At 46.0% G+C, this 20219-nt stretch carries 16 protein-coding genes; 3 read left to right on the plus strand and 13 right to left on the minus strand.

The window, feature by feature from the left end:
* The first annotated feature begins 722 nt into the window (after positions 1-722).
* Together cydD and cydC are read left to right on the plus strand one after the other, a co-directional pair.
* Positions 723-2534, plus strand: coding sequence for a heme ABC transporter permease/ATP-binding protein CydD (cydD, locus tag K0I62_RS03025; RefSeq protein ID WP_220070066.1), 1812 nt, complete (start codon positions 723-725; stop codon positions 2532-2534).
* Complete coding sequence (cydC, locus tag K0I62_RS03030) at positions 2531-4339, plus strand: heme ABC transporter ATP-binding protein/permease CydC (protein ID WP_434086822.1); 1809 nt, start codon at positions 2531-2533, stop codon at positions 4337-4339. The genes cydD and cydC overlap by 4 nt, the downstream gene beginning before the upstream one ends.
* Positions 4340-4345: 6 nt before the next feature.
* Here cydC and K0I62_RS03035 read toward each other — a convergent pair whose 3' ends face one another.
* The 5 genes from K0I62_RS03035 to K0I62_RS03055 all read right to left on the minus strand — a co-directional run bounded on the left by K0I62_RS03035 (position 4346) and on the right by K0I62_RS03055 (position 11310).
* Positions 4346-4522 (minus strand): helix-turn-helix domain-containing protein, encoded by a 177-nt coding sequence (locus K0I62_RS03035; protein ID WP_220070067.1) that lies wholly within the window; start codon positions 4520-4522, stop codon positions 4346-4348.
* A 238-nt stretch (positions 4523-4760) separates the two neighbouring features.
* Entirely contained in the window at positions 4761-7940 is a 3180-nt protein-coding gene (putA, locus tag K0I62_RS03040) for a bifunctional proline dehydrogenase/L-glutamate gamma-semialdehyde dehydrogenase PutA (protein ID WP_220070068.1), read from the minus strand.
* Positions 7941-8255: 315 nt separating this feature from the next.
* Positions 8256-8831: a TIGR04211 family SH3 domain-containing protein gene (locus K0I62_RS03045; RefSeq protein WP_258405072.1), complete on the minus strand. Its 576-nt coding sequence runs from the start codon at positions 8829-8831 to the stop codon at positions 8256-8258.
* A gap of 505 nt (positions 8832-9336) precedes the next feature.
* Positions 9337-10605, minus strand: a complete 1269-nt coding sequence (locus K0I62_RS03050; RefSeq protein WP_220070069.1) for an inorganic phosphate transporter — start codon at positions 10603-10605, stop codon at positions 9337-9339.
* A gap of 24 nt (positions 10606-10629) precedes the next feature.
* Positions 10630-11310: a TIGR00153 family protein gene (locus K0I62_RS03055; protein ID WP_220063130.1), complete on the minus strand. Its 681-nt coding sequence runs from the start codon at positions 11308-11310 to the stop codon at positions 10630-10632.
* Positions 11311-11563: 253 nt separating this feature from the next.
* Between K0I62_RS03055 and K0I62_RS03060 the strand changes: the two genes are divergently transcribed.
* Positions 11564-13048 carry a CYTH domain-containing protein gene (locus K0I62_RS03060; protein WP_220070070.1) on the plus strand — a complete coding sequence of 495 codons (1485 nt, stop codon included), beginning with the start codon at positions 11564-11566 and terminating at the stop codon, positions 13046-13048.
* 117 nt (positions 13049-13165) lie between these two features.
* Here the strand turns inward: K0I62_RS03060 and K0I62_RS03065 are convergent, their stop codons facing one another.
* The 8 genes from K0I62_RS03065 to K0I62_RS03100 all read right to left on the minus strand — a co-directional run bounded on the left by K0I62_RS03065 (position 13166) and on the right by K0I62_RS03100 (position 20052).
* Complete coding sequence (locus K0I62_RS03065) at positions 13166-13960, minus strand: ion transporter (protein WP_220070071.1); 795 nt, start codon at positions 13958-13960, stop codon at positions 13166-13168.
* A gap of 66 nt (positions 13961-14026) precedes the next feature.
* Complete coding sequence (locus K0I62_RS03070; protein ID WP_220063133.1) at positions 14027-14359, minus strand: hypothetical protein; 333 nt, start codon at positions 14357-14359, stop codon at positions 14027-14029.
* A gap of 80 nt (positions 14360-14439) precedes the next feature.
* Positions 14440-15087 carry a DUF4178 domain-containing protein gene (locus K0I62_RS03075; RefSeq protein ID WP_220070072.1) on the minus strand — a complete coding sequence of 216 codons (648 nt, stop codon included), beginning with the start codon at positions 15085-15087 and terminating at the stop codon, positions 14440-14442.
* An 86-nt stretch (positions 15088-15173) separates the two neighbouring features.
* The gene (locus K0I62_RS03080) at positions 15174-15860 is read right to left on the minus strand and encodes a PspA/IM30 family protein (RefSeq protein ID WP_220070073.1); all 687 of its coding nucleotides are present in this window, start codon (positions 15858-15860) and stop codon (positions 15174-15176) included.
* Between the two features lie 80 nt (positions 15861-15940).
* A complete protein-coding gene (locus K0I62_RS03085; protein WP_220063136.1) occupies positions 15941-16354 on the minus strand; it encodes a YjfI family protein in 414 nt (137 codons plus the stop codon).
* Between the two features lie 73 nt (positions 16355-16427).
* Complete coding sequence (locus K0I62_RS03090; RefSeq protein WP_220070074.1) at positions 16428-18158, minus strand: polyamine aminopropyltransferase; 1731 nt, start codon at positions 18156-18158, stop codon at positions 16428-16430.
* 24 nt (positions 18159-18182) lie between these two features.
* Entirely contained in the window at positions 18183-19082 is a 900-nt protein-coding gene (locus K0I62_RS03095; protein ID WP_220070075.1) for a DUF350 domain-containing protein, read from the minus strand.
* 13 nt (positions 19083-19095) lie between these two features.
* Positions 19096-20052 (minus strand): hypothetical protein, encoded by a 957-nt coding sequence (locus K0I62_RS03100; RefSeq protein WP_220070076.1) that lies wholly within the window; start codon positions 20050-20052, stop codon positions 19096-19098.
* Between the last annotated feature and the right edge of the window lie 167 nt (positions 20053-20219).

Genomic DNA, 20219 nt, shown 5'->3' on the forward strand with positions numbered 1-20219 from the left:
TACTTTCCCTAATAAGAATCATCACTTTAAGAGCTTTGACTCTAACCCATTTCTGTCCAAGAATGTTTTTAAAGCTAGGCTGTGCAATAACGTTAAATCGAAGAGACGATAGATACTGGTGTTTGCACATGAGGTCACTCCATCACATCCATGTGATCGTGACATTGGTACATCCATTTACTGCACCCGCCGGGCAGGTGATTGGTTGCCATGAAGGTATGCTTTTCAGTCTCTCTAATTAATTCAAATTTGGGTCAAAGCTAAACCCATAGCAGCAAACAATAAGGTCAAGTCGAAGAGACGATAGATACTGGTGTAAACACGTTTTTGGCCTTCGAAATCAGGGATGATTTCGCAGAGCCCACAGGGACGTGCTTGTGGCGTGCCAAAAACGTGTTTGCACGTCCCCCGCCGGGCAGGCGTTAGACAGCCATGAAGGTGCGACCTTCAAAACGTTAGCAAACACAACCCCCAGCAGTGGCTACAGTCATTAACCTAGCCACATGAAGACTGCATGAAATCCATCAAAATCCAACAAACCTGACACCTTAAAACCAAACTCGATAAAAACTGAGTTCCCAGTTTTTTTGATCTAGCTCAATTTTTGTGAGCCTCATAACATTTACGTTAGCCGCTATTTATTCCCTGTTGATTGCCTGCGATACTTCACCAATATTGAATATGCCTCCTCTTGCCCTTAAACCCGTTCTCTTCGGAGCCCCATGGATAAAAGCTTAGAAAAAGTATTGTCTCGTTGGTTGAAACAACAAAAATCGACTTGTGGTATCTACCTCAACCTAACTGTCATGTTGGGTGTACTGACGGGATTTGCCTTGGTAGCGCAAGCTTATCTACTCGCGACTATGTTGCAGGGTATGATCATCGAGTCTTTGCCTAAAACCCAGTTTATTAACCACTTTTATGCCTTGCTTGGTGTTATCGTGCTTCGAGCCTTATTAGCCTATGGGCGAGAACGGGTTAGCTTTAAGGCTGGCTGTCTATTAAGGGGCGCGATTCGTAAAGCCGTTTTAGATAAGTTAACCGACCTTGGGCCTATCTTTATTAAGGGAAGACCCGCAGGAAGCTGGGCGAGTATTGTATTAGAGCAGGTCGAAGATCTGCATGACTTTTACGCTAAGTATTTGCCGCAAATGATGTTAGCTGGGTTTATTCCGTTAACGATTTTAGCCGTGGTGTTTCCCATTAACTGGGCGGCGGGCATCATCTTGTTAGCGACGGCGCCACTTATTCCACTATTTATGATCCTAGTGGGTATGGGCGCAGCCGATGCTAATCGCAAAAATTTTAGCGCGCTGGCGAAGCTCAGTGGCCACTTTATGGATCGTCTTAAAGGGATGAGCACCATCAAGCTTTTTTATCGCGGTGGCAATGAAGTCAAGGTGATTGAAACGGCTTCAGAAGAGTTCCGTGAGCGTACGATGTCGGTTTTACGGTTGGCATTTTTAAGCTCTGCGGTACTTGAGTTTTTCGCCGCGGTATCGATAGCCGTGTTGGCGGTCTATTTTGGTTTTAGTTTTCTCGATCATTTAGATTTTGGTCATTATGGCGCTGGGCTAACGCTATTTACTGGCTTGTTTGTGCTTATTTTAGCACCAGAGTTCTATCAGCCACTGCGTGATATGGGGACCCATTATCACGCCAAAGCCCAAGCAATTGGCGCTGCAGAAGCCTTGATGGAGCTCCTTAACCATCAAGTTGAAGCAGACAAGCCGCCTACAGCATTACAGCCTTTTTCTGCCAGAGCACCACTACAGCTAGTGATGCAAGATGTCATCGTTAATAGTCTCGATGGCAAAAGGTTAGTCGGGCCTATAAATTTAGAATTACACGCCGGAAAACATATCGCACTCGTTGGTCCAAGCGGTGCGGGTAAGAGTAGTTTACTTAATATGTTACTCGGCTTTTTACCCTATCAAGGCTCAGTATTGGTCAACGGTGTTGAATTGAGTCAACTCGATAAAGTGAGTTATCGCCGTCATTTGGCGTGGCTTGGGCAAGAGCCGCAACTGTTTCACGGCACGATCCGCGACAATATTGCAATGAGTGACCCAGAGATGAGTGATGAGACCATTTTGTCACTGCTCGATAAAGCCAACATTCGTGACTTTGTCGATAAACAAGTATTGGGGCTGTCCCATCCTATTGGTGAGCAAAGTGGAGGGGTTTCTGTTGGCCAGGCCCAGCGTTTATGTCTTGCCAGAGCATTAGGTCAAGACGCCAAACTGTTTTTACTCGACGAACCCACAGCAAGCTTAGATAGCCACAGCGAGCAAGCGGTGTTGTCTGCCTTAACGCAAGCGATGAGCTGTGCATCCTCATTGATGGTGACTCACAGATTGGACTCCTTAGCTCAGATGGACACTATTTTTGTGTTAGACAAAGGGCTTGTGGTGCAACAGGGGAGTTATAGCGATTTAGCCCGTCAGGTCGGGGTATTTCGCGATATGTGCCACGATCAACAAGAGATAGAACCAGTGGCAGTAAAAGGAACAGAAGATGAGGTGCGACTATGAAGCGTAACGGCGTGGCGCATCTGCTACCATTTTTAAAGCTGTTTCGGCGCCAATGGCTGATGATGCTTATTGGTTTAACTTTGAGTATTACCACCTTAATGGCGGGTATTGGCTTGTTGTCACTGTCTGGCTGGTTTTTATCGGCCACTGCGGTGGCGGGCCTCAGTGTGGCAACGGCGCAGGCATTTAACTATTTTACCCCAGCCGGCGGCGTGCGCTTCTTGTCGATAGCTCGTACCGCCAGTCGTTATGGCGAGCGTCTTGCTACCCATGAAGCCACCTTCAAGTTACTGACAACCCTTCGTTGCTGGGCATGGCGCAAGCTAATGCCACTCAGTGCCAGTGATCTTCAAGGGGTGCGTAGGGGCGATCTGCTTAATCGCTTGGTATCAGACATCGATACGCTCGATCACCTCTATCTGCGTTTAGTGACCCCAATGGCGGCCTCACTATTGATGATCGCCGCGCTCTATCTGTTCCTCGGTTGGTTTGATTCAACCCTGGCATTGACCCTGTGCAGTCTGTTGTTGATGTTGTGGGTGCTGTTACCGTTAACGTTTTACCAGTTGGGGCATAAGCCCGGCATTGAGCAACTGGATGCTAAGCGTCATTTTAGGGTGCTCATGCTCGAATATCTGCAGGGGCAATCTGAGCTAACCCTGTTTGGCGCAGTGACGCGTTTTCGTGGCGAATTAGATAAGGCTCAGTCGCGACTCTTTGCCAGTCAGGCTGCGATGGCCAATGTTACCGCGCTGAGTCAGGCCGCGTTAGTCTTATCTCACGGCTTGGCTGTTGTTACTTTGCTTTATTTGGCCGCCGATGGGGTTGGCGATAACCTGCCGCCAGGCCCCATGCTTGCTCTCGTTGTATTTTCGACCTTAGCCTGTATCGAGATGTTGATGCCACTGGCTGGAGCATTTCAGCATCTGTCTGCCTGTGTTTCAGCGGCTGAACGTGTTAATCAGTTGGTAGATAAAACACCTAGTATTGAGTTTGATGAAACCTCGCATCGGCAAGTCACCCAAGGTGCGCTAGTGCTTAAAGATATTGATTTTGGTTATCTTGCTGGGCATAAGGTGCTCAATGGGATCAATTTAACCATCAAAGCGGGCGAAAAAGTTGCGTTACTTGGGCAAACGGGCTGTGGTAAATCGAGCCTGTTGTCGTTAATTACCCGAGAGTGGCAGCAACAAGCGGGTGAGCTGACTTTAGATGGGCAACCTATTGATCGCTACAGTGAACGTGAACTGCGCCGCGGTATGACAGTGGTGAGTCAACGTATTTATCTGTTTACTGGAACGCTGCGAGATAACTTAACCTTAGCTCAGCTTGATGAGATACCCCAAGGCTTAACCCGTGCAGAGACAAAGGCAGCCGTTGCCGCTAATGACCTTAAGCTGATAGAGGTACTAAATCGAGTCGGACTAGCCACATTGACTCAAGGTGATAAGCCGCTAGATACTTGGATTGGTGAGGGCGGGCGTCAGCTTTCTGGAGGTGAACAGCGCCGTATCGGTGTCGCCCGAGCTCTGCTGCGTGATGCGCCGCTACTGTTACTCGATGAGCCAACAGAGGGGCTAGATCAACGCACCGAGCGAGAGATAATGGCGCTATTGTTAGCATTTGCACAAGATAAAACTCTAGTGATGATAAGCCATCGTCTAACGGCAATGGCACAGATGGATAGGATCCACCTGATGGACAATGGGGTGATTCGTTGCAGTGGCAACCATCAAACTTTGTTGCAACAAGATACGCATTACGCCAGTTTGCATCGAAGATTGCACAGCCCAAATGTGGGTTAACTGAGGTTAACCTAAGCGTTTAGCAAACTCTAAATAGCGTAGTACTTCGGCTTCGCTGAAAAGGTAGTCATCACCCTCGGCGATATTCGATAGCAGGTTTTCTCGGGCGTAGCGTTTAATGGTCGCGGGTGTTTTATCGAGTAGGGTGCAGACTTCATCGAGAGTCAGTTGTTTTTCGCTCATGCTAGGCTTCCTATTTGGATGTTTTGGCTTCCTACTTCTGCGTTGAATGGCCCCACAAGGGAACAAGCATTCCATCATACATTCGCCTTGAATGAGTGGCCAAAAAACACGCTGAGTAGATCACTTTCTTATACTGATCGGTATTAAGTATAGGAGCTGATCTGCAACGCAGTTAAAAATAAAAAAGCCAGTGATGTGAATCACTGGCTTTAATGTACAAGCGGTTTAAAACAGCTTATTACTCGTCGCTATCGCCTAAGGAAAGTAGCGTCGCATTACCACCGATTGCAGTGATGTTGTTGGTGCGGGTTTTCTCGGTTACGAAACGAGTTAAGTAGTGTGGGCCGCCCGCTTTCGGGCCAGTACCAGAAAGACCTTGACCACCAAATGGCTGTACGCCAACCACTGCGCCTATCTGGTTACGGTTAATATACACATTACCCACGTTAACCTTATCGGCCACTTCTAGCGCATGACCTTCGTTGCGGCTGTGGATGCCTAATGTTAAACCAAAGCCGGTAGAGTTAATTTCATCGATAACCTTTGGCAGATCGGAGGCTTTATAGCGGATCACGTGCAAGATCGGACCAAAGTGTTCTTTCTCAAGCACCTTGATTGAATCGATCTCTACCGCTGTCGGTGCCACGAAGTGACCATTTTCGCTGCCCGCTGGCAGCTCCAACTGGTTGATCAGACGACCCACCTGTTTGATATGATCGATATGGGCATTGAGGTTTGCCTTAGCGGTGGCATCAATCACTGGACCCACATCGGTTTTGACGAAACTTGGGTCACCTATGGTCAGTTCGTTCATCGCGCCTTTCATTACGTCGATAACGCGCTCTGCAATATCTTCTTGTAAGAACAACACGCGCAGTGCCGAGCAGCGTTGGCCTGCACTGGTAAATGAGGAAGAAATCACATCGTTAACTACTTGCTCAGGTTGTGAGGTTGAATCGACAACCATGGCATTTTGGCCACCTGTTTCGGCGATGAGCGGAATGATCGCACCATCACGCTGGGCTAGCGTCAGATTGATGCGTTTAGCCGTAACCGTAGACCCCGTAAAGCAGACGCCACCGATACGTTCATCAGCGGTGATCGTTGCACCAACCGTTGCACCAGTCCCCGGTAGGAATTGCAGCGCTTCTTTCGGTATACCCGCTTGGTGAGCGAGTTGCACTGCGCGGTAGCCAACGATAGAGGTTTGTTCGGCAGGTTTAGCTACAACCGTGTTACCTGCGGCTAGCGCCGCAGCGACCTGACCTAGGAAGATCGCCAGTGGGAAGTTCCACGGGCTGATACAGACGAATACGCCGCGACCTTGTAGGAATAGCTCATTAAGTTCACCCGTTGGGCCTGGCAGTAGTTCAGGCTTCGCCATCATCTTCTTTGCTTGTACTGCGTAGTAGCGACAAAAATCAACCGCTTCGCGAACTTCATCGATGCCATCTTGAATGCTCTTACCCGCTTCGCGAGTACAAAGTGCAATAAGCTCTTCACGATTTTCTTCTAACAGATCGGCGAGTTTTTGTAGTGCATTAGCACGAACCTCTACTGGCGTTGAACACCAGTTACCAAAGGCATTATGAGCACTGGCGAGTGCCTGCTCAACGGCTTGGTTGTTGGCAAATGCGACTTTACCAACCACCTTAGTGGTATCGAATGGGCTGACGACTTCAATGGTTTCACCACTGAGGGTTTCGCCGTTAACGATTGGACCTGCCGACCAGCTAGTGTCTTTAAACTTGTCTAAAGCCGCGAAGAATGGCTCTGACTCTGAAATGATATTCATGTTGATTCCCTTAGAGTTTTTACGCTCAGTACCAAATATATCTTCTGGCTGAACTATCTTGTTATTAGCTAGGGTTTTGTAGCCTTGTAGGGTCGTCAAAGGATGGACAACCAAAGATTCAATCGGTGTCTTAGGGTCGACTAACTTGTGTACAAACGAGGTGTTAGCCCCATTTTCAAGTAAGCGACGAACTAAATAGGGCAGTAGATCTTTATGGGCACCCACTGGGGCATAAATACGAACCGTACTGACACCGCTTTCTGCAAGCAGTGTGTCGTATAGCTCTTCGCCCATGCCATGTAAGCGCTGGAATTCATATGAGCGATCGCCCGCCATATCTGAAATAGCGGCAACGGTTTGGGCGTTGTGGCTGGCAAACTGAGGATAGATGGCACCACGAGTGGCATCAGACAATAGGTAGCGCGCGCAGGCAAGGTATGACACATCGGTGCCCGCTTTGCGCGTGTAAAGTGGGTAGCCACTCTCACCCGCGACTTGTGCCCATTTTAGCTCGCTGTCCCAGTAAGCGCCTTTGACTAGACGCACAGGGATCTCATCGCCTTGATTTTTAGATAAGCGGGTAAGCCAACATAATACTGGTAGAGCGCGCTTAGAGTAGGCCTGAACGACGATACCGAGTAATCCCCATCCCTTGGCTGCATCTGAGTTATATAGCTTTTCAAACAGTTTTAGCGATAGCTCTAGACGGTCGACCTCTTCGGCATCGATAGATACGCCGACATTGAGACTACGAGCTTGAATGACGAGCTTGATTAAGGTGTCATATAGCTCTGTCATGGTTCTGTCTTCGTTAGCCACTTCATAACGAGGATGTAGCGCAGACAGCTTGATAGAAATCGTTGGGCGTGGTGCCTCGGTTTCGTCGTAGTTTTCAGCGCCTAGGGTTGCGATGGCATTTGAGTAGTCATCGAAATACTTTTGCGCATCCTTCATTGTGAGTGCCGCTTCACCTAGCATGTCATAGCTATGGGTGTAGCCGAGCTTACGTTTGTTAACGCTATTTTTAAGTGCTTCTTTTACTGTGCGTCCAAGTACGAATTGCTTACCCATGATCTTCATAGCGGCAAGCATGGCTTGACGGATCACAGGTTCGCCTAAACGGTTGACTAAGCGGTTAAGTAAGCTGCTCGGTTTACCGTCGATATTTTTATCTAGATTAACGATCTTACCCGTGAGCATCAGTCCCCAAGTCGAAGCGTTAACCAGTGTCGAATCACTCTTGCTGAGATGCTCGTCCCACTTGGCGCCAGAGAGCTTATCTTCGATCAATGCATCTGCAGTTTCCGCATCAGGAATACGCAGCAGGGCTTCGGCTAAACACATCAGGATAATGCCTTCCTGTGTTTCTAGGCTATATTGCTGCAAGAAAGCATCGATACCGACCATAAGGCCTTTTTTATCGTATTGGCGGACCTTACTGACTAAATCATGGGCGCGCTGAGTGACTCGCTGGATCTCTGCTTCACTTGATGGAACCAGTTTAATCAGTTCAGCGAGGTATTGCTCTTCATCGACAATATAGTTGTTGGTGATCGCTTGAAAAAGCTCATCTAGGGTAGCTGAGTCGTATCGACCAGTTAGAACTTCACTTGCTTGGAACATAGTAATAACTTCCACCTGGACCTAATTTAGGGACAGTTTTGGCTTGAACAAAATGTATGTGTTAAGACGCTTATTATTTTTTGTATACAATCTGGCGCCTTTTTCGCGCCGATTATACCTCCAAAATGTGATAAGGAACACTGTTGTGATCGGGAATGTGAACTTTGCTTGGTCTGGTCGGTGGAGACTGTGCGCCAACCCAGTGTTTACGCGGCTTTGGGGAAATATGGATGTTGTCGATTTGTTATCATTTTTGAGGTAAAACAAAAAAGCCAGCAATCAAAGTGCTGGCTTTTAATCTATTATCGCTTGGGATCACCAGCGATTCTTTTGACGACGGCGAGGTCTAGGGAGGTAGGCAATAATAACGCCTAAGATTAATCCAATACCTGCGATCATCCCGCCTTGCTTGAGCTGTTCAAAACGCTCGTTATTTTGTATCTGTGTCAATTCACGCACTGCGCTATCACGTTCGTTACTGGCGATAGAAAGCTGCTCTTCGGCACTTGCGAGTTGTGAACGTAGTTGGCGAATGGTTTGATCGCTATTATTGGTTTGTGCTTTAAGCTCGTCGAGTTCAGCCTGAACCGTTTCTAGCTTAGCCTCCACTTCAGGAAGTTGCACCCTAAAGCTCTTATCACTAGCAACCAACTTTCCGTCGACCCAGCCTTCACGGCCCTTATGGTCAATAATTTTTACGTAGTCATCTTGAGTCTCACCTAGGTAGGTGATGGGTTGGCCTGCTTCGACACTGCCTAAGATACGATACTGAGTCCCTGGGCCGCCATGGAGGAAGGTGAAGACGTTATCCGAAATATATCGGGTTTGCTCAGCTGCCAAAAGAGTGGGCGACAGCAACATCAGTGCAACGATAGATAGTAGTCTTAACACTTTGAGTTCTCTTCAACGAAATATTGCCACATGCTAGGGATTTAGACACAATTTTGCAAGGGTTAGTTAAATTGAACCTAGGATAACAAAGGTATCTCAAACAGGCTTTTATTTTGCTGATAGCAATCAGTATAAGAAAGTGATCGCCTCAGGGTGTTTCTGGCAACTTACTCAAGACGAATGGATGACAGAATGGTTGTTCCCTTGTGAGGCCATTTAACGCAGAAGTAGGAAGCTAAAAACACGCCTAACAGGCGAGTTTTAGCACTTTTGATGCTGTGTTAACGAGTTTGCCCCTAGAACAAGTATGCGCTTCACTCGTTGCTGAGCGATCGCATCTTTATACTAATGGGTATAACAGCTTTATATTCCCTTTCTTATACTGATTGATATCATCTTCAAATTGCTTTTGTTAGGGGGCGTAGATGTTGGTATTTAGTCGCGCTAAAACAAAAAAGGAAGCCGATTGGCTTCCTTTTTAGATATATCTCTATATTAAGATCAATTATCCGAAGATACCCTTGATCATAAAGAAGAACACGATAGAGAGCGCCGCACCAGCAGGTAGTGTAACCACCCAAGATACCACGATATTGCGTACAACACCGATATTAATAGCTGCAATACCGCGAGCCATACCGACACCTAATACCGCACCGACTAAGGTTTGTGTAGTAGATATAGGAAGACCAGTACCAGATGCAATGACAACGGTAGACGCTGCTGCTAATTCGGCTGCAAAGCCACGGCTAGGTGTCAGGTGAGTGATGTTCTTACCAATGGTTTGCATTACGCGCTTACCAAAGATAGCCAGACCCATGACGATACCGACCGCACCAAGTGGCAGAATCCACCAAACAAGCGGTGCTTTGCTGCTGATCTCGCCGCCACTGTTAACGACAGATACAACCGCTGCTAGCGGGCCAATGGCGTTAGCAACATCGTTTGAACCGTGAGCGAAAGCCATACAACATGCCGTCACCACCATTAAGATAGCGAAGACTTTCTCTACATTACCAAACTGAGTTTGACGATCGGCTTTGTCGCTCATTTTCAGGCGCTTGATGGCAATCATACCCGCTAAGCCAACCAATACGGCAATACCTATCGCTAGGGCATAGGCTTCAAGGTTTGAAAAGTGAAGACCAACGTGTTTAAGCCCTTTCTTGATGGTCACAAGTGACATAACAAAGCCAGCGAGTGCCATATAGAAAGGCACATAACGTTTAGCATTTTCGAGAGGCTTATCGGTATTGAAAATCAGCTTTTGCACACTTTGGAATATCATAAAGGCGATAAAACCAGAGATAGCGGGTGTGACAATCCATGAGCCAACAATACCAAATACTTTACCCCAAGCGACAGAATCTGCACTCACACCAACAGAGGCGAAACCAACGATTGCACCTACGATAGAGTGTGTTGTTGATACAGGCCAGCCTAATGCTGAAGCGACGACTAGCCAGATACCTGCTGCAAGCAGAGAGGCAATCATACCGTATACCAGTAGTTCTGGAGAGTCGATGAAGTAAGCCGAATCGATAATCCCTTTACGGATCGTGCTTGTGACTTCACCACCTGCTAGATAAGCACCAGCAAACTCGAAGATCATTGCAATAATGATCGCTTGTTTAATAGTAATAGCGTTAGAACCTACAGAGGTTCCCATAGCATTAGCGACATCGTTCGCGCCAATACCCCACGCCATTAAAAATCCAAATGCGGCTGCAATAGCAATAAGCCATGGCCCATTGGTGACTAATACATCAACCATGTTGATACCTTGATAACTTGTGTTTTAGACGCGAGCTAACATTAGCTCTAGGCGGGAACCGACGCGCTCAGCAAGATCTGCTAAGTCTCCAACCCACTCAATTATCTTATAGAGGAACATCACATCGATAGGATTTAGCTCATTTTCAATGCTAAATAACTGACGACGGATCTTGATTTGTAGATCATCGGTATCTTCCTCGATCTGGTCGAGTTCACCGATCATTTTAGCGACAAGATCTACCTCACGTCCGCGAAAACCAGTTTCAAGTAGGTCATCGAGTTCGTTAATGGCTTGTTTTGCCTGCGCTACCGCGTCTAAACAACGCTGTAGATATGCAGAAAAAGGCTCTTGTATTGCTTCTGGGACAAGTAGTTGACGGCCAATGATTCGGCCTGAAATGTCTTTCGCTTTATTAGCGATCTTATCTTGCTGGGTAAGTAGCTCCAGTAAGTCAGTTCTTTCAACTGGCATAAATAAGCCACCAGGCAGAGTCAGACGGATCTCTCTTTTGAGTTCATCTGCTTCTCTTTCCGCTTGGCTGATTTGCTTGCGAAGTTGAACAGCTTTGTCCCAGTCGCCTGCGACAGTAGCTTCAAAAAATGGCACTAGAATCGACGCACAATCGTGCACTTTATCTATGTGTTCTTGTAACGGTTTTATTGGCGATTTTGCAAACACGCCCAAAATAGAGTTTACTGGCATTGCCGTGTACCTATTTAGGTTATTCCACTGTTGGAAAATGCGGGCGCATGTTAACCCAAGCGTCCGCGTATTGAAACTGTGTTTTTATATAAAAACCCACAGTTTTTATTCTAACGAGTTATATATAAACTTCAAAGCATAATCCTAAAGGGCATTTATTACAGCAATATTACACTATGAAGGCTTGATTAAATTATAATTAAACTTTCATGACATCTTCTGATTGGTTAATCAAAAAGTGAGCAATTGGCGAATGGAAGCCGAAATAGAACTTAAACTATTTTTCCCCGAAAAAGCACGAGAAGCCTTGGTTTCGCTGCTAGATAGTCTACCCCATAGTGAGCCAAAAGGATCAAAACATCTTAGTAATAGTTACTTCGATACCCCAGAGTTACAATTGCGTCATTGGGACATGGGATTGCGAATTCGTGGCTGTGACGGCTGTTTTGAGCAAACAATAAAGACGGCGGGCAGTGTGGTTGGCGGGGTTCATTCTCGTCCCGAATACAATATTGATATTGATCAAGTAAAGGTCAATTTATCACTTTTCCCTGAGAAGATTTGGCCAATCGGTGCAAATATTGAGCAGGTTGAACAGCAATTACAGTCATTGTTTGATACCGATTTTATCCGGATGAAATGGCATGTTTACCTGCAAGATAGCTTAGTGGAAGTGGCACTCGATATCGGTAAAATCTCCGCGAATGGGCTGAGTGAGCCGATCTGTGAGTTAGAATTTGAACTGCTCGCAGGCGATACTCAGGCACTATTAATTCTTGCAGAAGGTGTTGCTAAACAGATCCCCACTAGACTCGGACGAGCTAGCAAGGCCGAGCGAGGTTATCGTCTTGCTGCAATGGCGAGTCCGCTACAATTAGAGGCGTTGGAGTTTATTCAGTTAGGTCAAGTTAACGATCTAAAGCAGGCATTTGTTACCTTGTTGAGCACAGGTCTGGAACGTTGGCAGTTGCTCGAGGCGATGCTGTTGGAGTCTAGGGACTCTGTTGAGCAATTGCCGTTACTTAGCTATAGGTTGCGAGCTTGCGTGCGTCTTATTCGTTGTTCATTATCTCAATTTGAGCTATTGGATAGTGAGCTAAACCATGAGTTTGATTGTATTGAGCGTCATCTTGAGTATGTCGAACCAGGTTTGAGCTTAGCGGAGATCCTTGATAATGATGCGGCTTTACTTGCTAGTTTACCCCAAGCACAGCAGATATCCGTTGCTGCGAATCAAGGCTTAGCGGAATTAAATATGCCTAATGCAATAGATGCCATGCTCGCTGATACTTGTTATGGGCACCTGCAACTTAAACTAGTTAACCTGCTGTTTGAGTGCAAGGCTGGTAAAATTAATGTGGATATCGGTATGGGGCTACAACACTTTGCCGATAAGATGCAGGAGGCATCTTGGCAACGTATTACGCAGTTGATGCCCTCAAAAGCCGATCTCAACAGTGAAGATTATCAATCATTTGCCCAGGCGCTGGATGAAAGTATCTTTGTCGGGGTTGCTTATGGTGAGCTTTATGATGCTAAGGCGAGAGATCAGTTTCGAGCGCCGTGGCGAGACTTAGTGCTGGGGATCAGAACCTTAGCCGCTTATCGTTGTATTAATCTGCTTAGTCACCAGCTGGGGATTGATATGCAAGAGTGGCTCGACAATAAAGAGCATAGTTTGTTATTTGCGATGGAACATTCGAGACGTTCGGCGCTGAAAGCGCATCCCTATTGGTAGATCAGCTGATAACTAATGTCTTTATAACTTAAGTCTTGATGGTTTAAGCCTTGAGGTCTAAATTCATGATAAATAAAGCCCTGATGACGTTATGCTGTCAGGGCTTTTTAGTTTTCATTAGCTTTGTTTGTCATTCACCTGTTGTTTTAATTCGGCTATTTGTTTTATTAACTCTTGTTGATTCTGCTCCATTCTAGCCAGGGCTAGTTCCAACTCGCAGCGTATCTCTTTGCTCTGAACTTCCATTTTTTCGTGCTCGTCGGGAGCAATAAAGATGGATGCCATATAACCCGAAATTACCCCAAAGAAGCTGACGCCACAAATAATAACGATGCCGCCAATAAAATGCCCAACCGTGGTGACAGGATAGTAGTCGCCATAACCAACCGTTGAAATCGTCACTAATGACCACCAGATAGCATCTTCGGCGGTGTGGATGTTAGCACCGGGTTCGCCACTTTCGACAATCAAAATAAGCACTGAGGCGAAGGTTAATATGGTGACCATCGCGACCAATAAACTGGCTAATGTCGCTTGACGTCGCTGCTTCATCATAGGGACCAAAATTGAGCGGGTCATTCTAATTAATCTAATAACGCGCAATATTTGGAACAGACGTGCCATTCTGAGGGGTTCGACGGCTGGAATACTGGCAATAAGGTCGATCCAGTTATGCTTGATGTAATCGAGTTTGCTGTCGGCGCGGTATAAGTTGATTAAGAAATAGCTAATAAAAATGGTACAGATACTGGTATCAACAAACAGGAGTACTCGACGGGTTTCACTCTCTAGTTTGGCGAAGGTTAGCATCAACACTATGATCACAGAAATAAGTGACAATACCATCATCGCCAACTGAAATGGCGTTGGAGCCTGATTGATTGGAAGCAACCAGCGCTTTTTTTCTGCCATAAAATAAACCCTTAGTTTTGGTCAAATCGAGTTTTGACTCTTTGTCGGTGGTTTCGACTAGTTAGTTTATTCTTTTCCATCTACAAAATGAACCAAGTCGTCAAGTACTCTGCGCTTGATTTCCAGTTGCTCACTCGCATCGAGCTGGTATTTTTCTGCCAGTTTTTCATAGTCATCTAGGCTTAATGAGACGGTGAGACGGGGCCGCTTGGGGCGTTTGGTGACCGACAGACCTAAGATCGCACGTATTTGATCCGACGGGCTGACACCTGAATCGAGTGCTGCTTTACGGATAGAATATTGAAATTTTTCATCAAGATCGAAGGCGACTTGAGTTGCTTTAGCGGCTTTTTGATTTTGCAGCCATTGCTCTGGAAGTGGATTTTTGCTTTTAGTCATTAACTCACCTTAGGTCGTATCGCCTATTGATTATTCAACGGCATAATGTCGCCCGCTCCAACATTATGCACCATCTGTTGTCATGTTTTACCAGGCCAGTATTCGCGGATATCACTTAAGGGGCGATATAGAGTAAGCATGACATCGGTTTCACCACCCTCATAGACCTCGACCTCAACGGCAAATCGTTCTTCATCATCGAGTAACAGATAACTTTCAAATTGCTCGCCAGTTGCACCCTGTTCATCCTGTGGCGGACGTTGGCCTCGGTAGTCTTGGCGGTGAAAATAGCCAAACTGGGCAAAATTTATTTGATGGTATTGCTTTCCAAGCCACTGTTCAAGTTGCTCGGCAATAGGGTGTTGCACTGTCAGTTGAGCTTGAACATCTTCTTCAAAGATATCACTAAAGGCATCGAGATCGAATAGCTGCTCAACTTGTGCACGATTGATCTTCAGTGAAAAGCCAAGATAGGTTTCATCGTCTTCATCGAGTGATAAAAATAGCGTGTCATTACCATGACCTTTGAACACCCACTCTGTTATTTGTTTGCGTTCAAATTCATAAGTATTAATGGCTTCGACTCGCAGTTGTTGACCACGTAGCTGCGGGGGAAGAGCAAAGCTGTCGTCCATTGATATCATGTCACCAAGTTGTAGGTGGTTGGGGTGACTCAGTTGTCGTGGCGGTGGTGCCTTTTTACCAAAAAGCCCTTTTAAGAATCCCATGAAATACTCCTAACGCTGAGGGGAATGGCTAAAAAGCACCTGTAGGCTTAGCCTAGAGGTGCTTTTCATTAAATAGGCAAACGTGTTTATTTACGCGCTTTAAGGCGCTCTAACACAGCATTAGCATTAGATTTTTGTTCGCCAATCCCAGCTTCTGCCAATTTCGCTTGTAGCGATTTATCGCTGTTTTCTTCTGCTAATGTCTCAGAGGCTTTAAGGCGATCGTCAAACTGTTGCTGACGAGCCTTGATGCGCTCAAGTGAATCTTTAGCATTAAGCAGCTTAGAGTTACTGCTGGCAAATGAATCAGTGATTGTTGCGGTTGCCTTTTGTACGCTCTCAGTGGTTTTAACCATAGAAAGTTGACGTTGGTAATCCGCTAACTGACGCTCGGTTTTACGCACAAGTTCTTTAAGACGTGTCGCATGAGCGTTGAAACTGTCATTTGCCGATTGTTGCTCTGCTAGTTCTTGGTCTAGCATGGCAATCTTTTCTGCAACTTCTAATGCCAATGTTTCATTTTCTTTTTCAAGTGCTTGTGTAGCGTAACCTTCATGTTCAGAGATAGAACGCTTTAGGCGATCGATTTCTCGGCTAGCTTGCATCTCTTTGGCCATCACGTCGGTGAGTTCGCGTTTAGCTTTAGTGAGGTGCTTCTCTGCATCGCGGATCTCTTGTTCGAAAATACGAGTAGAGTTGGCATCGACGATACCTTGACCCACTTCGGTTGCACCACCACGGAACGCAGTTAATATCTTATTTAGAATGCCCATATTGAGACTCCTTTACAGTGTAACGGCTACCAAAACACAGATGCTTAGCTCACCATTACATGATTTAATTTGGTTAGTCGTTAGTTTAAGAAATCAGCGAGTTCATCGATAACTTCTAGGCAGTTGTCAGACAACACTGATAACTCCTGTTCAATTTCAAGCATGCTCGATTGCACTGACAGAGCACCATAAACCACATATTTGTCGTCAATCTTTGCAAACGATGACAGTGGCATTGGAATGTTTAGCTCAAGCATGGTTTCGAACATCTCACTGCGACGTTCTTGGTTAACTTCATCTTCGCCCCAGAGGTAACTAATACATAGCACTTGGTTTTCCGTTACCGATACAAACAATGGGATCTCTTCACGTCCAATAATATTGACCTGCAATACTTCAACATCACCGTCAATGGGATAGCAATCAAACTGAAAGCCTGTCTGGCTGTTGTCACCAAGAGCATTGAGGTGGTTTGCAATATTGTGAATGTTCATATTTGTCCTCTTTGACATATTATGTCTGCGGTTAAAGATAGCACTACGACATAATATGTCAAGTGCTATTTTGCTATTCAAAAAGTGTCAGGTTTTCATTTTCAGACCAAGCCTGCTGATGATAACGATACAACTGCGTTGAGCCGATTGCATTTATCTTTACCTCATCAGCATGATCGTAATAATTGCCAGGAAATTCGAAGCTACCCTTAATCAGTCCAGGTGTCAGCCAGTTTTCTTCAATCGACAGACTCGTTAATGTTTGCAAACGTTGCTTGGCATCTTTGCCTGTCATTGTTGCAATACTCCAGCCCCACTCACCAAAACTTGGCACGTTATGATGGTATTGCTGTACATTAAAGCCCGCACTGGTGAGGGTTTTACCTACAGAAATAAACGCGTTAGGGGCATGGTAAGGGGAGGTGGATTGAACCGTTAGGGCGCCGTCCGCACTCAATAGTTCCTTCAGCTTACGGTAGAACATATCTGAGTAGAGTTTGTTGAGATCGGGATGACTCGGATCGGGAAGATCAACAATAATGGCATCAAACTTATCGCCGCGTTTAATCAGTTTGTCTGCACCATTAAAGGCATCATCGAAAATTAGCTCTACTCGTTTATCGTTAAGCGCATTTCCGTTGAGCTGGGTTAGTGCGTGCGAAAGTCTTGTTGGCATCTGTTGATCACCAGACTTAAATAGCTTGACCAGATCAGCGTCGAGATCCATTAGTGTCACGTGTTCTGGGTGCCACTTAAGTACTTGGCGTAGTCCTAAGCCATCTCCGCCACCTATGATCAAAATATTGTTGCGTCTTGCACTCGCTTCGAGTGTCGGGTGAACTAAAAACGAGTGATAGATGTGCTCATCTTGGCTGGCAAACTGCAAACGTCCATTGATATAAAGTGAATAAACAGGTGGCAGGTTGTTACCTCGTAAACGTTCGGTAAAGGTGAGTTGCTGAAAACGGGTTGATTTGGCAAAGATCACCTTGTCTTTGTAGAGCAGATTATTAAATTGCTGCTCCCACTGTGGCCCATGATTGGCTAAAATTAGCAATACCACGCTGGCAATGAGATGCCCTGCCAGTAGTATTTTTGCATGACGAATTTTGTGCCAAAAACGCCAGATAAAAATAAAGCCTGCCAGCAGATTAAAGCTCGCCGTAAGGGCCGCTGCCAGCTGAATATCGATGGCCAACATGAGTGTTACCCAGATCGCCGCGCCAACGCCAGCACCTATATAATCGGCGCCATAAATGGTGCCCGCATTATGTAACAGATGTTCTTCGCATAGAGATTGTCTCACCCTGGCGATAAGTGGGATCTCCATCCCTATCATTAAGCCCAGTAATACCCCCCAGAAATAGGGTAAGTACTCACTGAGTTTTTGCAGTTTACCAATGAAGCCGCCTTGAGGCAGTTGGTCGGGTGGCAGGCCTATGGTGTTGGCTATAATCATTGGCAGTTGCTGGCCAAAGCCGATAACGGCGGCGGTGATCAAAATCGCTAATGCACCACACAGGGCTACGCTGAGTTCTAATATGGCAAATCCAGTAAAGGCGCAGCGGATTTTTCGGGCGGCAAATGCCCCAATCCCCATGGAAACAATCATCAGGCCTATCATAGTGTAGATAGCGGCTTCTAATGCGCCAAGTACGCGACCAGCGTAATGGGAGAGTAAATATTCGTAAATCAGACCGCAGGCTGCTAATACCGCCATAATGCCGAGCAGGAGTAGATCGTCAAACCAGGTTAGTTTTTTAGCGCCAACAGGGGTTGGCGCTGGGGGATAAGTTGATTGCATTAAATCCTTTAAAGCGCGAGCGAGTTAGATCATAAGACTGGTGAGAATAAGCGCGATTGCAACGCTAATAGCCAGCTCTACCGTGGCAATACCAATATTGTGTTGTTGTTCTACCTCAGCGGCTAAATCGATGTTGGCAAGCACTAACTTTTTGACTAACGCTTGTAGTAATGACAGCGCGACTAACATGATCACAGAGAACACCAACCAACCCATAATATTATTAAAATGGGCTTCTGGCGTAAAAATAATGAAATGGCTAGCAGCATTAAAGCTTAACGCCATCGCTAGCATATAACCGCTATGACGAATAGCAACAGCGATATCACCGTTGGCAAGCGCTCCTTGCATTGAAGCATTCTGGTTGCGTTTAGCGTAGCCTTTTTCACGCATTCTGGTCAGCAGCACTAGCATTAGCTGAGAGACAGCAAAGGCACTGAAGATAGCAATAAAGGTATCTATAGTGAGGTCTTCTACCCAGATAAGTACCGCGCGAATGATGATCGCCGTGGCAATTGCAGCGGTGGCATCGACTATTGCGACAGACATATTGCCTTTAAGGATAAGGGCGTTTTTGTCTATCTTGTTAAGGACGATTTTGTCATGTAGCAGACGCCCAAACTTGATCAAGATTAATCCAAAAATACCATAGGCACTCATGCCTATCGCCTCAGTTAAATATGAGGTCGCTGCTTCACCTGTTATTGCGCCTGTTAGCACAATACCTAAGGCCGCTACAGCGCCTGCAGTACTGATCCCAAAGGCAAAATTGTCTTGCTCAGCGAGTTCGTGAGTACTATTCACTTTAATGCTCCAACCTTGCAGGTAACGCATTGCTGTTAATAGCACTATCGCAATCGTAAGATCGATACAGAGTATGATTGCCAGATCTTGTGTGATGCCGAAGTTTTGAAAAATTGTCATCTCGATTTCCTGTTTATTTGCCTCGACGGACACCGCGAGTCGTGCGACTTCCTGAATTTCTAAAGTTACTATTTTTTGAGTAGTTTGAACGGAACTTACTGCCGCCCGTTGCTCTGCCTACGGTACTCGCCTTGGGGACACTGCTGCTTTGGCGTGAAAGGCTGGTCGAGCCGGCCCGTGATTTAGCATAAGGGCTATCGAACCGCTTACCTTGATTAGCAAATTGCTTCTTGGTGCGTTCAAAGGTTTGATTTTGTGCTTTAGCCTGTTTTGGCGAGGTATAGCGATAGCGGCCTACGTCGTTGTAATAACTATAGTTGCGACGGCTAGACCAACGGTCGTAATAGACTGGGCCTCGCATCACGTTAGAAAACATCGAGTACATGCCATACCAAGCCCAAAATGACATGCCATTAGAGCCTGTTTGCCAGTTACCATAGGCGGGATTTCCGACTAATTGACTGCCGGCACCAAAATCTTCGGCACCATTGGCGAGCACCGCTGCTTCTCGACTAATAGAGTTAACCCGAGCAAGGGCGCCATCGGACATGTCAGCGACAACGTTAACTGGGTCGGAAAGCATATCGTTAAATAGACTTGGATCGGCTGCTTGGTAGAGATTATTCGCCTCTTCGAGTTGTTGATCAAGATCGACGAAATTATTGCCATTACCTAGTTCGCTCAGACGGCGTTTTAACGAGGTATACATCGGCCCCTTGCTGGTGCCATCTTTGGATAGCTCATTGAGCAGTGGAACCAGCTCGGTTTTCTGGCTTTCGAGTATATTGGTGTATTGCTTGAGAAGGTTGGCGTTACGGATCTCGCCATTGTCCAACATCTGACCTAAGGTGTTGATACGTTCCTGAGCTAATTGCTGAAATTTTGCGATTTTTTCAGGCCTGTCATCACCACAGCCAGTTAAGGTCAATAGTAATACTAGGGTGACGATTCGCATTAGCATCACTGCCATGTGTTCTCCATAAAATTTAGTTTAGATTGAGACTGATAATGGATGATCAGTTAATCACTTCTTTGCATAATATCGCGATTAGATGGATTATAGTAACCCTTAAGCATGATCAATTCGTTATCTACTGCTGTTTTATCACGGCCTAGTGCCTAGATGGTGACAGCTTA

It is taken from the genome of Shewanella psychrotolerans, assembly GCF_019457595.1.
Lineage (GTDB): Bacteria > Pseudomonadota > Gammaproteobacteria > Enterobacterales > Shewanellaceae > Shewanella > Shewanella psychrotolerans.

Coding starts and splice junctions, on each gene's coding strand:
- K0I62_RS03095 (WP_220070075.1), bottom strand. CDS start 19,082: ATGACAATTTTTCAAAACTTCGGCATCACACAAGATCTGGCAATCATA.
- K0I62_RS03080 (WP_220070073.1), bottom strand. CDS start 15,860: ATGGGCATTCTAAATAAGATATTAACTGCGTTCCGTGGTGGTGCAACC.
- K0I62_RS03100 (WP_220070076.1), bottom strand. CDS start 20,052: ATGGCAGTGATGCTAATGCGAATCGTCACCCTAGTATTACTATTGACC.
- K0I62_RS03055 (WP_220063130.1), bottom strand. CDS start 11,310: ATGCCAGTAAACTCTATTTTGGGCGTGTTTGCAAAATCGCCAATAAAA.
- putA (WP_220070068.1), bottom strand. CDS start 7,940: ATGTTCCAAGCAAGTGAAGTTCTAACTGGTCGATACGACTCAGCTACC.
- K0I62_RS03065 (WP_220070071.1), bottom strand. CDS start 13,960: ATGGCAGAAAAAAAGCGCTGGTTGCTTCCAATCAATCAGGCTCCAACG.
- K0I62_RS03050 (WP_220070069.1), bottom strand. CDS start 10,605: ATGGTTGATGTATTAGTCACCAATGGGCCATGGCTTATTGCTATTGCA.
- K0I62_RS03070 (WP_220063133.1), bottom strand. CDS start 14,359: ATGACTAAAAGCAAAAATCCACTTCCAGAGCAATGGCTGCAAAATCAA.
- cydC (WP_434086822.1), top strand. CDS start 2,531: ATGAAGCGTAACGGCGTGGCGCATCTGCTACCATTTTTAAAGCTGTTT.
- K0I62_RS03060 (WP_220070070.1), top strand. CDS start 11,564: ATGGAAGCCGAAATAGAACTTAAACTATTTTTCCCCGAAAAAGCACGA.
- K0I62_RS03075 (WP_220070072.1), bottom strand. CDS start 15,087: ATGGGATTCTTAAAAGGGCTTTTTGGTAAAAAGGCACCACCGCCACGA.
- K0I62_RS03035 (WP_220070067.1), bottom strand. CDS start 4,522: ATGAGCGAAAAACAACTGACTCTCGATGAAGTCTGCACCCTACTCGAT.
- K0I62_RS03090 (WP_220070074.1), bottom strand. CDS start 18,158: ATGCAATCAACTTATCCCCCAGCGCCAACCCCTGTTGGCGCTAAAAAA.
- K0I62_RS03085 (WP_220063136.1), bottom strand. CDS start 16,354: ATGAACATTCACAATATTGCAAACCACCTCAATGCTCTTGGTGACAAC.
- cydD (WP_220070066.1), top strand. CDS start 723: ATGGATAAAAGCTTAGAAAAAGTATTGTCTCGTTGGTTGAAACAACAA.